The following is a 14,843-nucleotide window of genomic DNA, read 5'->3' as shown; positions in this document are numbered from 1 at the left end:
AATTTATCCGCTATTTCATCATAAAATCTGCTACAAAAAAATCACAAAGCAGGCATTGCTGCGATAAGCCAGCGTGATTCACATCTCCTATTAATAACCTCTCTTTAGCATCGATAAATTTCGCTATACAGTATTTATTCGGCTGACTATTTTTTATGCTGACTATTGACAATGTCTTCTTAAACTAGTTTAATGATACAAAATTCATTAAGGTATTTATCATGGCAAATCATCTTTTATTCACATTTAACCAATTGAACTGGTGGCATATTATCTTTTTCGGGTAATGTGTTTTGCTATGAGCACTATTTCACAAAAACCCGCCATCTGCGGGTTTTTTTGTCCATATAATCATGCGTGAAGAGAGATAAATATGAATAAACCAACGTTAAAACAGATAACCAAACCCGTCACCTATCACGGTGACCCGACCGGTATCTTTAATCAACTCTGTCATCAGAAACCGGCAACCTTATTACTCGAATCAGCAGAGATAGACAACAAACAAAATATCAAAAGTTTGATGATTATTGATAGTGCGCTTCGCCTTACCGCCCTCAGTAATCAAGTCACGATTGAGGCGCTCACCGAGAATGGCAAGTCACTCTTAACTTTGATTGAAAAAACACTCGATAAATCAATAATATCAGCAAGACAAGCAAATCAACTCAAACTAACTTATCCTGTTAATAGTGAGATACTCGACGAAGATAGCCGGTTAAAAAATCAATCCATCTTTGACGCGCTGCGTATGATACTAAGTCTGGTGGATATTCCAGCCAATACCGATAAAGATGCACTATTTTTAGGCGGATTATTCGCGTATGATTTAGTCTATAATTTTGAAGATTTATGTCAGCTGCCGACTACCCAGCATTGTCCTGACTACTGTTTCTACCTTGCCGAAACCTTATTGGAGATTAATCATCAGCAGCAGGTATCAACACTTAAAAGTAGCTTATTTACGCCCAACTCGTCGGAACAGCAGAGATTGGCGCAACGCTTAAGCGAACTCAGTATCGCGTTAGCCACACCACCGTGCACGATTAAAACCACCGTCTTAGACGACATCGCATTGACCTGCAATCAAAGTGATGAGGATTTTAATACCATCGTAAAAAAAATGCAGGACAATATTGCCCAAGGTGAAATATTTCAAGTCGTCCCTTCCCGACGCTTTCAGTTACACTGCCCAAACAGCTTAGCGGCTTATCAAAGGCTTAAGATTCAAAATCCAAGTCCCTATATGTTCTATATGCAAGATAGTGATTTTATCTTATTCGGTGCTTCGCCGGAAAGTGCACTTAAATATACCAAAGAGACCAATCAAGTAGAAATATATCCGATTGCTGGGACCCGGCCACGCGCCAGACAAGCGAATGGTGAGATAGATTACGACCTTGATAGCCGTTTAGAGCTGGATATGCGTACCGATAAAAAAGAGCTTGCCGAACATTTGATGCTGGTCGATTTAGCTCGTAATGATTTAGCGCGAATCTGTATACCCGGTTCACGTTATACGAAAGAGCTACTCAAAGTCGACCGTTACTCACATGTGATGCATTTAGTCTCTAAAGTTGTTGGTCAATTACGCCGCGATTTGGATGCACTATATGCTTACCAGGCAACCATGAATATGGGTACTTTAACCGGAGCACCGAAAGTAAGAGCGATGCAATTAATCGCCGAAGCAGAAAAAGTAAGACGAGGTAGTTATGGCGGCGCTATTGGTTACTTTACTGCACATGGCGATCTTGATACCTGCATTGTAATCCGATCAGCCTATGTGGAAAATGAGATTGCCACAGTACAAGCCGGCGCAGGGGTCGTACTCGACTCACACCCGCAATCAGAATCAGATGAGACTTATAATAAAGCCAGAGCAGTGATTAAAGCAATTGCTCAGGCGCATGGCGTAACGGGAGCATTCTAATGGCAAATATCCTATTTCTCGATAATATCGACTCATTTACTTATAACATCGTTGATCAGCTGCGCTGCAGCGGTCATCATGTGACTATCTATCGCAATACTGTCTCAGCCGATATCATCATTGATAAATTGACTCAGATGCATCAGCCTATTCTATTTTTATCACCCGGTCCTGGTACGCCAAGTCAAGCGGGTTGTATGCCAACCTTACTAAAACGCCTAAAAGGTCAATTGCCGATTATCGGTATCTGTCTTGGTCACCAAGCGATTGTTGAATCTTATGGCGGCACGATTGTTTCAGCCGGTGATATTCTGCATGGTAAAGCTTCGCTTATCGAACACGATGGTCAAGCGATGTTTAATGATTTGCCCAATCCGCTACCCGTTGCACGTTATCACTCTCTTAAAGGTGAAAATATTCCCAAAACCCTGACGATCAATGCTATTTTTAATGATATTGTCATGGCGGTCAGACACGATCGAGATCGTGTTTGCAGTTTTCAATTTCATCCCGAATCGATTTTAACCATTCAGGGTGTCAAGCTTTTAGAACAGACCATCGAATGGGCATTACAATCCCCTTCTCAAGCGGAGACTGAACAAAATATTCACCAAGCTAAGTCAGCAGAAATAACAGAAACACAGGCCTATCATATTCAGCCAATACTCGATAAGCTCTATCTTGGTGAAGCACTGTCACAAGCTGAAAGTCATGCATTATTTGAACTAATTATCCAGGGTAAGTTAGTCCCTGCTTCACTGGCCAGTGCCATTATTAGTATGAAAGTCCGCGGCGAGAAACCAGCGGAAATCGCAGGCGCTGCCTTAGCCTTACTTAAACATGCTGATCACTTTGCCGCGCCGGATTATGCATTTGCCGATATTGTCGGCACCGGCGGGGACGGCACACAGAGTATCAATATCTCAACGGCCAGTGCTTTTGTTGCCGCCGCGTTAGGCTACCCTATCGCTAAACATGGTAATCGAGGCGTGTCGAGTAAATCAGGGTCATCCGATGTGTTATCCACCTTAGGTATTAAACTCAATATGCCAGCTGCGCGCTCACGTCAGACCCTAGACGAATTAGGTGTTTGTTTTCTATTTGCTCAGCAATATCATACGGGCTTTCGTCATGCCGCTCAGATACGCCAACAGCTCAAAACGCGCACAATTTTTAATATTCTTGGTCCATTAATTAATCCGGCTAAACCCAGCCGAATTCTACTCGGTGTCTATCATCCTTCATTGATTGCGCCAATTGCTGAAACCTTAAAAATGCTCAACTATACTCACGCCTTAGTGGTGCATGGCAGCGGCATGGATGAGGTGGCAATTCATGGTACAACGCAGGTAGCCGAGCTCAAACAGGGAAACATAACCTACTATACGCTTTCGCCAGCTGATTTTGGCTTACCCAGCTATCCGCTTGCGGAGATCCAGGGCGGCAGCCCTCAGCAGAACGGCGAGATGCTTAAAAATATCTTACAAGGCAGCGGCAAACCTGCTCATGAAGCCGCCATTGCCATCAACGTTGCCATGGTAATGCGACTATTTGGCGAAGATAATTTGCCTAACAATACTCAGCGGGCCATCGCGATGATGCACAGCGGTCAGGCCGATAAACTACTACAAGCACTCATTGCAAGGGGTTAATCATGGCAATTAATGAACTCAGTCAAGCTGTTACGCAGTCAACCGTACTGACTAAAATAGTACAAGATAAACAGATCTGGTTAACTCAGACAAAACAGCAGCGGCCCTTAGCCACATTTCAGGCGCACATTATACCCAGTGATCGCAGCTTTTATACCGCGCTAAAACAGCCCCATAGCGTTTTTATTCTGGAGTGTAAAAAAGCCTCTCCGTCCAAGGGATTGATTCGCGCTGATTTTAATCCAACTGATATCGCTAACATCTATCAACATTATGCGGCCGCCATTTCGGTGCTGACAGATGAGAAATATTTTCAGGGGCGCTTTGAATTTATTACTGAGGTTCGTCAAACCGTGACCCAACCGGTTTTATGCAAAGATTTTATTATCGATGAGTATCAAATTTACTTAGCGCGCTATTATCAGGCCGATGCTGTTTTATTAATGCTGTCTGTATTAAATGATGAACAGTATATTCACCTGAGTCAAATTGCCCATTCACTCAATATGGGCGTGCTGACTGAGGCCAGTACAGAAGCAGAAGTGCAGCGGGCAATTCAGCTCAATGCACGCGTGATCGGTATCAATAATCGTAATCTCCGTGATTTGAGTGTTGATTTAGCGCGCATCAAACAGCTATCCCCCCTGATTCCCAAAGAGACTATCGTCATCAGTGAATCCGGTATTTATACGCATCAGCAAGTCCTTGAGCTGAGCCAATTTGCTGATGGCTTTTTGATTGGTAGTGCACTGATGTCGGAAGATAATATTGAAATAGCCATCAGGCGCGTGATCTTCGGTGAGCATAAAATTTGCGGATTGACCCGTCCGACTGATGCACTGGTCAGTTATCAGGCTGGTGCGGTATATGGTGGACTGATTTTTGTTGCTACTTCGCCGCGAGCCGTCACTGTTGAGCAGGCTAAGCAAGTGATCTCTGGTGCCCCTCGCCTAAATTGGGTCGGTGTTTTTCGCAATGAACCCATTGAATCGATAGTGAGTACCGTCAAAGACTTATCTCTGTTTGCCGTGCAGCTGCACGGTGATGAAGATAAAGACTATATTGCCAGACTACACCAAGTTTTACCGGATCACTGCCAAATTTGGCAGGCAATCAGTATTGAAAAGTCAGTACCCAGCTATGAAAATCCGCTGATCGCTCGCTATATTTTTGATCAGGGTAACGGCGGAACCGGTAAAACCTTTAACTGGGATCTACTCAAAAACCAACCATTAAACCGTGTCATTCTGGCAGGTGGCATTACGCCGGACAATGCGATTAAGGCTATCATGACTGGCTGTTTGGGACTGGATATCAACTCAGGCGTTGAGTCTTCACCGGGTATAAAACAAGCAGAAAAGATTAACCAACTATTTACTGCCTTACGCAGTTATCCCTATTACTCATAATCTATTAGCAAGGAAACGATGATGTCAAAACTTAATCCCTATTTCGGTGAGTTCGGCGGACAATATGTCCCGCAGATCCTCATGCCAGTGCTCGATGAGCTGGAAACCGCTTTTCTCGACGCTATCGCCGACCCCAGCTTTCAAACCGAACTGATGGATCTACTTAAAAACTATGCCGGTCGGCCTACCGCCTTAACACTGTGTCGCAATCTAACCGCAGGCACAAACACCAAACTTTATTTAAAAAGAGAGGATTTAGTCCATGGTGGCGCCCATAAAACCAATCAAGTGCTTGGTCAGGCCTTGCTAGCCAAACGGATGGGTAAAACCGAAATTATCGCCGAAACAGGGGCAGGACAACATGGTGTGGCAACCGCGCTGGCCTGCGCCTTATTAGGCCTAAAATGCCGTATTTATATGGGTGAAAAAGATGTGCTGCGCCAGGCACCCAATGTTTTTCGAATGCGCCTGATGGGCGCAACCGTGATTCCAGTGACCACCGGCTCAGCCACACTCAAAGATGCCTGTAATGAAGCCTTACGCGACTGGTCCGGCAGCTATGAAAAAGCACACTATTTATTAGGTACCGCGGCAGGGCCACATCCATTCCCAACCATTGTGCGAGAATTTCAACAAATTATCAGTGCAGAAACGAAACAACAAATATTGGACAGAGAAGGCCGTTTACCAGACGCGGTGATCGCTTGCGTTGGTGGCGGTTCGAATGCGATTGGTATGTTTGCTAACTTTATTGAGGATAACACCGTTACACTGATTGGTGTTGAACCAGGTGGTCATGGTATTGAGAGCGGAGAACATGGCGCCTCACTCAAACATGGCACATTAGGTATCTATTTCGGTATGAAATCACCGATGATGCAGACCGCAGAAGGCCAAATTGAAGAGTCATACTCGATTTCAGCCGGCTTAGATTTCCCCTCTGTTGGTCCTCAGCATGCTTATCTCGATAGTATCGGCCGGGCAGAGTATGTCTCCATCACCGATGATGAAGCGTTAGATGCCTTTAAAGCCTTATCTATCAATGAGGGAATCATTCCAGCATTAGAGTCATCTCATGCACTGGCTTATGCCTTAAAGTTAATCAAACAAAATCCGACAAAAGAACAGCTCTTGGTCGTGAATCTTTCAGGCCGCGGAGATAAAGATATCTTTACGGTTTATGATATTTTAAAAGCACGAGGAGAGATGGTATGAATCAATCATCAAATCAGGTCAATCGTTATGAGCAACTATTCACCAAACTGATCGCCCAAAAAGAGGGTGCCTTTGTGCCGTTTGTCACTATCGGTGATCCAACACCTGAACAATCTTATCAGATTATCGAGACCCTGATTAGCAGTGGCGCTGATGCACTGGAGTTAGGTATCCCCTTCTCCGATCCACTGGCTGATGGTCCGACTATTCAAGAGGCTAATCTGCGCGCTTTTGCCAGTGGCATTAATGTTGATATCTGCTTTGAGATTTTAGGTCGTATTCGTGAGAAACATACCGATATTCCGATTGGCCTGTTAGTCTATGCTAATTTAGTCTTCCGCCGCGGCATCGATCAATTTTATGCTGATTGTGCTAAAGCTGGCGTGGATTCGGTGCTGATCGCGGATGTGCCGTTGGTCGAGTCGGCTCCCTTTAGAGCCGCGGCAATCAAACATCACATTGCGCCGATCTTTATCTGTCCACCCAATGCCGATGATGCCGTAATTAAGCACATTGCTCAGTATGGAGAAGGTTATACCTATCTTGTCTCGCGCGCCGGTGTGACGGGAACGGAAAATAGTGCACACAAGCCATTAACACAGATCATCAATAAATTATATCAATATGGCGCGCCGCGCCCTATTCAGGGCTTTGGTATCTCAACGCCGCAGCAAGTTAAAGCAACGATTCAGGCGGGCGCTGCTGGCGCTATTGCCGGTTCAGCCACGGTGAAGATTATTGCCGCCAATCTGGATAACCCTGCATGCATGTTATCTGAATTACACGATTTTACTCAGAAAATGAAGCAAGCGACGCGATAAACTACCAGTGTAACAGTATGGCGCATCTTGCCATACTGTTTCTTGCCATATTGATCACTCACTTAAACATAACCCCATCATTCCGTTATCAATAAAGTCCGGCTGATGATGCCGACAAACATACCCTATCGGCTAAACACTATGCTTGAAGGCAAAAATAGCATAAAATTATTAGAATAAATCACATTATTAGGATTGTATCATCATGCATCAATCGATATTCAGTGCGCTTTTGATTGGTCTGGCAACAGCGATCTTAGTCTGGCTGACAAATTATTTACAATTACCACTCTGGATAGCCCTTATTGGCATGGCGATATTTTTTGTTGCCCCGGAAAAAACTGTGGCTGGATTATTTGCAACGCTATTAAGTGGGCTCATTGGACTACTCATCGGTGTAGGACTCAGCAAAGGGATCGATTACCTGCCTGCCTTCAAATATAAACAAGAGATAGTCATCGGTGTAAGCTCCCTACTTATCTATCTTCTCACCCGAGTACCACGGCTCAATTATTTTTCCGCTGCATTGATTTGTTTTGCCTTGCTATTGATGATGCCCACTCACTGGATGCTGGTATGTCAGGCGATGGTGCTGGGCATTTTATTCGGCTTTATCATCAAATTGTTGTGTTGGTTTGTTATCAAAGAGAATGTACACTAAGATAAATAAATCAATTTTTCATTAACAGAAACAGACAACATAAAACGATGCCGATTGCTCATGTAGCCTTAGCGCTTCCCCTATATCAGTTATTTGACTATCAGATCCCAACGGCGCTGATCGGTCAAGTCACGATAGGTGGGCGGGTTACAGTTCCCTTTGGCAACCGTCATAGTATCGGTATTGTGGTCGCTATTGATGAACAGACTGAGTTTCAACCAGCAAAATTGAAAACGGTCGTATCGGTAATCGATCAAACCTCGCTGTTTTCAGACACGTTATGGCAACTATTAATCTGGGCCACTGACTATTATCACTATCCACTTGGTGAGGTATTATCACACGCCTTACCGGCTTTATTACGTCAAGGCCGACCGGCTGAGCTACCAGAAAAAAAACAGTGGCAACTCACCGAAATTGGCGCCACCTTTGCGCTTAAACAGCTCAGTCGCGCACCACAACAACAAAAACTCCTGGCATTATTTCAGCAGCAACAACCTGCTGAGATTATCCAATCACAAGATTTTAGTGCAAATATCTATCAGCAACTGAAACAAAAACAGCTTATTGTACAGGTTGTACTACCGCAAACTATCCACCGCTGGCAGCCAAGTCAGGCCTGCAATCCAAGTCCTTTAACACTCAATACTGAACAGCAACAAGCGCTGACAAACATCCTCCCTACGCTGAACACATTTCATATTTGGCTACTTGACGGTGTCACGGGTTCCGGCAAAACGGAGATTTATCTGAATGCTTTAGCGTCAGTATTAAGCAAGGGACAACAAGCCTTAATGCTGGTACCTGAAATTGGCCTTACCCCCCAAACTATTGCACGCTTTCAATCACGCTTCAATGCGCCGATTGATATTCTACATTCTGGCTTGAATGATACCGAAAGATTACAGGTTTATCTGCGTGCTAAACAGGGTGAAAATGCGATTGTGATTGGCACGCGTTCCGCGCTGTTTACCCCTTTCCAATCGCTCGGCTTAATTATTATCGATGAAGAACATGATAGTTCATATAAGCAGCAAGAAGGCTGGCGTTATCACGCCAGAGATTTGGCTATTGTCAGGGCGCAGCGGGAACAAGTGCCGGTGATTCTCGGCTCTGCCACGCCGGCTTTAGAATCACTGCACAATGCAGAAATCGGTAAATATCAATATGTAAAACTCACCCAACGTGCCGGTGGTGCCCATTTTGCCAGACAAGAGATCATCGATATTAAAGGGTTACCCTTAAACTCGGGCTTATCTCAACCTTTAATACAAAAAATTAATGCGCACCTTGCCCAAAACAAGCAAGTTTTACTGTTTTTAAATCGCCGTGGTTTTGCGCCTTTATTGGTTTGCCATGATTGTGGTTGGATTGCTGAGTGTCCACGTTGTGATAAACCTTTTACCTATCATGAAAAACAACATAAATTAATCTGCCACCATTGTGATACGCCGCGCAATATCCCCTCGCAATGTCCTAAATGTGGTTCAACCCATTTACAATCTGTCGGTGTGGGCACAGAGCAGCTAGAGAAACAGCTTCGATTACGCTTCCCTGATATTCCGGTCAGCCGTATAGATAGAGACTCAACCGCGAAAAAAGGCGCCTTAGAAGGCTATATCGAACAGATTAATCAAGGGCAGGCGCATATTCTGGTCGGTACACAAATTCTGGCTAAAGGTCATCACTTTCCCAATGTGACACTGGTCGGTATACTCGATGTTGATGGCGCCCTATTTTCCAGCGATTTTCGTGCGACAGAACACTTTGCTCAGCTTTATACACAAGTCTCCGGCCGGGCGGGTCGTGGCGAACAAGCAGGTGAAGTGCTGCTGCAAACCTATCACCCGCAGCATCCGCTACTTAATCTTCTGCTTGAGCAAGGTTATCCCGCTTTTGCGCAGCAGACATTGCACGAAAGAGCGGCGACCTTATTACCCCCTTATAGCTATCAAATCCTGATTCGGGCCGCCGATAAAAATAACCAGCATGCCCCGGCGCTGCTTGAGCGTGTTTATCAATGGTTAAGAAGCGAATGTGATGATCCTGCGCTCTGGTTATTGGGACCGGTGACAGCGACCCAATCTAAAAAAGCCGGACTCTTTCGTTGGCAGCTGCTATTGCAACATCCTCATCGGCGCTTCTTACAAACCATCACCACCCAACTCATCGCCCAGATGATCCAATGGCCCGAAACCAAAAATACGCGCTGGACGGTCGATGTCGATCCGATCGATTTTTAACACTAAACGACCCAGCTTAACAGGTAAGCTCAGTACTTCTTTTTCGACTTATCACGCATTTATGTAAAAGAATCCAGACAGGCAAAACTATCAACGACATAATAGCCAGATTCTTATCAATCCTCACATAGGGCTATGATGAAAAAATATAAATCAGTGACAATGCAAGATATCGCTAACCGCGCTAATGTCTCGGTGGCCACGGTTTCCCGCGTCATTAATACGCCCGCTAAAACCTCACCACAACTTCAGTTCAAAGTACATCAAGCGATAGAACAGCTTAACTACAATACCAGCGAGCTGATAAAACCTTACCAAACCCACTATCAAAATAAGAAAATATTGCTGATCGATAATCAATATTTTCCCCACAGCATGGTCAATAGAGGCATTGAAGATACCGCCCAAAAACAGGGCTATAAAATTATCTATCTGCGTTTTCTCTATTTCTCGCCACAAGATATTCAACAAATTATTAACTATACGGTGCATCATCAAATCGAGGGAATATTGATTATCAATGACAGCCCTTACTTATCACAATTAGAGCAGTATTCGGCTGCTCTCCCGCCTATCGTACTACTCAATCACTACTCACGAACCTTATCCTGTGTCTATTTTGATCATATGGCGATTGCTTATCAGGCCACAAATTATCTGCTGGAACAGGGCCATCGTCACATTGCTTGTCTGTTTGGCTTAAAAGATAAGCAGAGTACAGTTTATATGACACAGGGCTATCAACAAGCGCTTCAGCGCAAAGCACTGCCGTTGAATACACATTATCTACAGTATAATGCAACTCACTTTCACGCCACTCAGGCGTTATTTAGCCTATTACTCAAGCAGCCGATACCCCCAACGGCGATTTTTTGTGATGATAACCGTAGCCTGAGTTACCACGATCTGATCGACATTCAAACTCATCAGGTCCAACCAGAAAGCGGTTTTATTGATGAACACACTATCATCAATGGTATTATGACGCAGGCAAAAAAGCTAAAATGCCAGCTGCCACAACAAGTTTCTATTATCACGGTCAATGCTCATTCGCAATCGCAAATGCCAACAGAACCGCTCATGACTCATATTTATAAACCCATGTATAAAATGGGATGTGAAGGCTTTATGATGCTGATTTCAAAAACAGCAAAAATTCAGCAACATGCCTGTTATCAGTCTCTGGTCATGCCTACTGAACTGGTTATTCGCCATTCAGTCATCAATAAAAATCTCTGACCGATATATTTTTTTCTATCGCAATTCGTCTCTATTTATTGCATACTAATGACTCATCAGATTTTGATTTAGGTAGACTTTATGGAGCTTCTCTGTCCCGCAGGATCGTTGCCTGCACTTAAAACCGCCATCGATAATGGCGCTGATGCCGTTTACATTGGTTTGAAAGATGATACCAATGCGCGTCATTTTGCCGGTTTAAATTTTACCGATAAAAAATTAGATGAAGCATCAAGTTATGTACATCGATATGGTAAAAAACTTCATATTGCCATCAACACATTTGCTCATCCGGATAATTTTCAGCGCTGGCAATATGCGGTTGATAGTGCGGCGCAAATTGGTGCTGATGCACTTATTCTGGCGGACATCTCAATGTTAGCCTATGCGGCAGAAAAATATCCACATATCGAGCGTCACGTTTCTGTGCAAGCTTCCGCCACTAATCTGGAAGCGATCAAATTTTATCAGCGCAATTTCGACGTGCATCGTGTGGTTTTACCACGTGTTTTATCAATGCACCAAGTTAAACAGCTCTCTCGTGTCACGCCTGTCCCCCTAGAAGTATTTGCTTTTGGCAGTTTATGTATTATGGCGGAAGGTCGTTGTTATCTCTCCTCTTATTTAACGGGTGAATCCCCCAATACCGTAGGCGCTTGCTCACCGGCAAAATATGTACGCTGGCAGGAGACTGATAAAGGACTGGAGTCGAGATTAAATAATGTCCTGATTGATTGTCACAAAAAGGGTGAAAATGCTGGATATCCAACCCTTTGCAAGGGACGCTATTTTGTCGATAAGACCCTCTATCATCCGATTGAAGAGCCAACTAGCCTCAATACCATTGAGCTGTTGCCAGAACTGTTTGCCGCGAATATTGCCTCAGTTAAAATAGAAGGCCGTCAACGCAGTCCCGCTTATGTTGCGCAAGTCACCAAAGTGTGGCGTGAGGCGATTGACCGTTATCAATCCTCACCAAATAACTTTATAGCTGAGAAAAAATGGATGGATACACTCGGTGCGATCTCTGAAGGTACGCAAACAACGCTCGGTGCTTATCATCGTAAATGGCAATAAATTCATTTATAAAAATAGACATTAAATAAGAATTCATCGTAGGCAATGATTATGAAATACGCATTAGGCCCATTACTCTATTATTGGCCAAAAGAGAAAACGGAAGCGTTTTATTCCGCCGCAAAAGAGGGCCAGTCCGATATTATCTATTTAGGCGAAACCGTTTGTACCAAACGTCGCGAACTTAAAGTGGCCGATTGGATTGATCTGGCCAAAGAGATCGCTAAAACCGGTAAACAAGTGGTCATTTCAACACTGGCACTGCTCGAAGCCCCGTCTGAGCTCAATGAGCTGCGTCAATATGTTGAAAATGGTGATTTTCTCGTGGAAGCCAATGATCTTGCGGCGGTGAATCTCGCTTATGAACATAAGTTACCTTTTGTTGCCGGACCGGCCTTAAACTGTTATAACGCCCATACTTTAAAACTGCTGCATAAGCAGGGAATGACCCGCTGGTGTATGCCTGTCGAGCTATCACGTGACTGGTTACAAAATGTGATCAGTCAGCTTAAATCGATTGGCCTGGAAAATCGTTTTGAAATTGAAGTATTCAGCTACGGTTATTTGCCACTAGCCTATTCAGCGCGCTGTTTTACGGCTCGTTCCGAAAATCGGCCTAAAGATCAGTGTGGTTTATGCTGTATTAATTATCCCCAAGGGCGAGAAGTGTTCTCTCAAGAACAGCAAAAAGTCTTTGTGCTCAACGGTATTCAAACCCAAAGTGGCTATTGTTATAATCTGGGTAATAATCTGACTGATATGCAAGGATTGGTCGATATTGTCCGTATTTCACCAACCAGCCTTGATACCTTAGATATTGTCCGTCAATTTAAAGCCAATGAAGATGGCTCGCATCCGCTGGTGGTCGAATCACAACGCGATTGTAATGGCTATTGGAATGGCATCGCGGGGTTAGAGCTGAGCTAATGACGTTTGATGTAATTCGGTTTCGCGAAAACTTTCCCGCCTTAACGGCATCGACCGTCTATCTTGATACGGCTGCAACGGCGCTCAAACCCGCAGCCATGATCAGTGCAACTGATGACTATTATGGTAAGAATACGGCAAATGCTTATCGAAGCTTACATCAACCAGCACAGCAAGCAACTCAAAAAATTGAGCAAACCAGACAGCTGATCGCGCAGCTGATTAATGCCAGTGATGCTGACCAAATTATTTGGACCAAAGGCACGACGGAATCGATTAATTTAGTGGCGCAGACTTATGCCAAAATGCATCTTAAGCCGGGTGATGAGATTATCGTTTCTGAATTAGAGCACCATAGTAATTTAGTGCCTTGGCTGATTCTAGCCGAACAAACCGGTGCAAAAATTATCAAATGGCCGCTCAATCAAGCCTGCCAGCTTGATAAGCAGACTTTTCAGCAGTTACTGACCGCAAAAACCCGTGTCGTCGCCATGACACAGATGTCTAATGTTACCGGATATCAACCACATCTCGCTGAAATTGTTCGCTTAACCCATCAACACGAGGCGATTATTGTCGTTGATGGGGCGCAGGGTATCGTTCATGCACCGATTGATGTGACGACGCTGGGTATCGATTTTTATGCTTTTTCTGCGCATAAATTGTATGGTCCAACTGGTTTAGGAATTTTATATGTAAAGCCGTCTCACCTGACCCAGATGCCGGTCTGGCAAGGAGGCGGTAAAATGCTTAAAACCGTCTCTTTTGAAGGATTTGAACCACAGCCGTTACCTGCTAAGCTTGAAGCCGGCACACCTAATATTGCCGCTATTTTGGGTTTTCATGCCACCTTAAACTGGTTAAAAGAGTGGGATCGCAGTGCGGCTGAGCAGCATGCTTTAGCATTAGCACAACTGGCTGAAGATAAATTAATACAGTTCCGTGGTTTTCAAAGCTATCGCGATCCGGACAGTCCTATTTTATCGTTTAATCTTGATCAGATTCACCATAGCGATATCGCGATATTACTGGCGGAACAACATATTGCCATTCGTACCGGTGAGCTTTGCGCACAACCGCTGATCAAAAAGTTGGCCTGCACGGGGGTTATCCGCGCCGCTTTTGCGCCCTATAATACCCAACAAGATGTAGAACAATTTATTGAAGCAATGGCGTATGCCATCGACATTTTAAGCTAATCGATAACACGCGCTCAAGATAGAGGATTTTTTTATTTCATGCCTAATCTTAACATGACTTTACCGGAGTTATTTGACTTATTTGCACAGCAGCAAAACTGGCAAGCACGCTATCGTCAATTAATCCATTTAGCCAAATTGTTACCGGCATTCCCTCAAGCAGATAAAATCGCTCGCTACCATATCGCTGGCTGTGAAAATAATGTCTGGCTAAAAACAGAAAGAGTAGCCGATCACACTTTTCAATTTTCCGGTGATAGCGATAGTCGAATTGTCAAAGGATTGTTGGCCATTTTGATCACACTGGCTCAAGGAAAAACCGCTGCAGAGATAGTCAATATGCCTTTCAAGCAGCAATTCCAGCAGTTAAAAATAAGTGAAGGGCTGAGTGAATCAAGGCTACTTGGTTTAGACAAACTGATCGTTTATCTGATTGATAGTGTAAACTACAGCCTATAATTCAATCA

12 protein-coding genes are annotated in these 14,843 nt (G+C 44.1%); all 12 read left to right on the top strand.

What is annotated here, in order from left to right; all coding sequences use genetic code 11:
- Window positions 1-373 precede the first annotated feature (373 nt).
- Complete coding sequence (locus RHO15_02475) at window positions 374-1,933, top strand: anthranilate synthase component 1 (GenBank protein ID WVD64404.1); 1,560 nt, start codon at window positions 374-376, stop codon at window positions 1,931-1,933.
- On the top strand, window positions 1,933-3,585 hold the full coding sequence (trpD, locus tag RHO15_02470) for a bifunctional anthranilate synthase glutamate amidotransferase component TrpG/anthranilate phosphoribosyltransferase TrpD (GenBank protein ID WVD64403.1): 1,653 nt from the start codon (window positions 1,933-1,935) through the stop codon (window positions 3,583-3,585). Before RHO15_02475 ends, trpD begins: the two co-directional genes overlap by 1 nt.
- Window positions 3,586-3,587: 2 nt before the next feature.
- A complete protein-coding gene (gene trpCF / locus RHO15_02465; GenBank protein WVD64402.1) occupies window positions 3,588-4,994 on the top strand; it encodes a bifunctional indole-3-glycerol-phosphate synthase TrpC/phosphoribosylanthranilate isomerase TrpF in 1,407 nt (468 codons plus the stop codon).
- 18 nt (window positions 4,995-5,012) lie between these two features.
- A complete protein-coding gene (gene trpB / locus RHO15_02460) occupies window positions 5,013-6,209 on the top strand; it encodes a tryptophan synthase subunit beta (GenBank protein WVD64401.1) in 1,197 nt (398 codons plus the stop codon).
- Window positions 6,206-7,030 carry a tryptophan synthase subunit alpha gene (gene trpA, locus RHO15_02455; protein ID WVD64400.1) on the top strand — a complete coding sequence of 275 codons (825 nt, stop codon included), beginning with the start codon at window positions 6,206-6,208 and terminating at the stop codon, window positions 7,028-7,030. Before trpB ends, trpA begins: the two co-directional genes overlap by 4 nt.
- Before the next feature lie 205 nt (window positions 7,031-7,235).
- Window positions 7,236-7,691 (top strand): DUF1097 family protein, encoded by a 456-nt coding sequence (locus RHO15_02450; protein ID WVD64399.1) that lies wholly within the window; start codon window positions 7,236-7,238, stop codon window positions 7,689-7,691.
- Between the two features lie 47 nt (window positions 7,692-7,738).
- Window positions 7,739-9,934 (top strand): primosomal protein N', encoded by a 2,196-nt coding sequence (priA, locus tag RHO15_02445; protein WVD64398.1) that lies wholly within the window; start codon window positions 7,739-7,741, stop codon window positions 9,932-9,934.
- A gap of 138 nt (window positions 9,935-10,072) precedes the next feature.
- Window positions 10,073-11,173 carry a LacI family DNA-binding transcriptional regulator gene (locus tag RHO15_02440; GenBank protein ID WVD64397.1) on the top strand — a complete coding sequence of 367 codons (1,101 nt, stop codon included), beginning with the start codon at window positions 10,073-10,075 and terminating at the stop codon, window positions 11,171-11,173.
- Window positions 11,174-11,254: 81 nt separating this feature from the next.
- Window positions 11,255-12,250: a peptidase U32 family protein gene (locus RHO15_02435; GenBank protein WVD64396.1), complete on the top strand. Its 996-nt coding sequence runs from the start codon at window positions 11,255-11,257 to the stop codon at window positions 12,248-12,250.
- A gap of 51 nt (window positions 12,251-12,301) precedes the next feature.
- Window positions 12,302-13,177 (top strand): U32 family peptidase, encoded by an 876-nt coding sequence (locus RHO15_02430; GenBank protein WVD64395.1) that lies wholly within the window; start codon window positions 12,302-12,304, stop codon window positions 13,175-13,177.
- Window positions 13,177-14,376: a cysteine desulfurase CsdA gene (gene csdA, locus RHO15_02425; GenBank protein WVD64394.1), complete on the top strand. Its 1,200-nt coding sequence runs from the start codon at window positions 13,177-13,179 to the stop codon at window positions 14,374-14,376. Before RHO15_02430 ends, csdA begins: the two co-directional genes overlap by 1 nt.
- Window positions 14,377-14,415: 39 nt before the next feature.
- A complete protein-coding gene (locus RHO15_02420) occupies window positions 14,416-14,835 on the top strand; it encodes a SufE family protein (protein WVD64393.1) in 420 nt (139 codons plus the stop codon).
- Window positions 14,836-14,843 lie beyond the last annotated feature (8 nt).

It is taken from the genome of Orbaceae bacterium lpD01 (genome assembly GCA_036251705.1).
Classification (GTDB): Bacteria; Pseudomonadota; Gammaproteobacteria; order Enterobacterales; family Orbaceae; genus Utexia; species Utexia brackfieldae.
Note: the sequence above shows the minus strand (reverse complement) of the source record. Positions and strands in the feature narration are given on the sequence as shown.